Origin of the sequence: Thermobrachium celere DSM 8682 (assembly GCF_000430995.1) — a bacterium.
GTDB classification, from domain to species: domain Bacteria; phylum Bacillota; class Clostridia; order Clostridiales; family Caloramatoraceae; genus Thermobrachium; species Thermobrachium celere.
Genome location: NZ_HF952021.1, coordinates 2,851 through 3,415, shown reverse-complemented (window position 1 = coordinate 3,415; position 565 = coordinate 2,851). Strand labels below are relative to the sequence as shown.

Genomic DNA, 565 nt, shown 5'->3' with positions numbered 1-565 from the left:
AACAAGCTATAAAGTATCAAATTTAAAACCTGCTACAGTCTATTGGTTTTATGTTCGCGCCTACAATAGCTATGGAACATCTGGCGATTCTGCTCATATAAAAGTAACTACACAAAATGTTGTTGTGAATAATCAAAAGCAGGTTATTGGATTTGCAACTTACTATTACAGTGGGGATAAATCCTCCTATAATTCAATGGTAAACAACACTTCACTTCTTAACACAGTTATTACACACACATATATAACAGACGGACTTGGTAATATATCAGGATTAGTTCCTACAGATCAGATAAATTATGCAAATAGCAATGGAATAATTCCATTATTGCATCACAGCCAGTATATTCAAATAACCTTTTAGCATCTTCACAGGTTACAACATCACCATTCCCAATAACAGGTATATTAACACTTTGCTTAACTTTCTTTATTATATCCCAATCAGCCTTACCTTCATACATTTGACTTCTTGTTCTTCCATGAATTGCAATGGCACTTGCTCCACATTGCTCCAACATCTTAGCAAACTCAACTGCGTTAACACTAGTTTCATCCCAACCTT

At 34.5% G+C, this 565-nt stretch carries 2 protein-coding genes; one reads left to right on the top strand and one right to left on the bottom strand.

All coding sequences use genetic code 11. The features are described 5' to 3' along the window. On the top strand, positions 1 to 364 hold a 364-nt coding region (locus TCEL_RS13965), incomplete at its 5' end, for a fibronectin type III domain-containing protein (RefSeq protein WP_479725390.1). Here the strand turns inward: TCEL_RS13965 and TCEL_RS10430 are convergent. After that, the coding region (locus TCEL_RS10430; protein ID WP_040684037.1) for a tRNA-dihydrouridine synthase at positions 282 to 565 on the bottom strand (284 nt) is incomplete at its 5' end. The genes TCEL_RS13965 and TCEL_RS10430 overlap by 83 nt on opposite strands.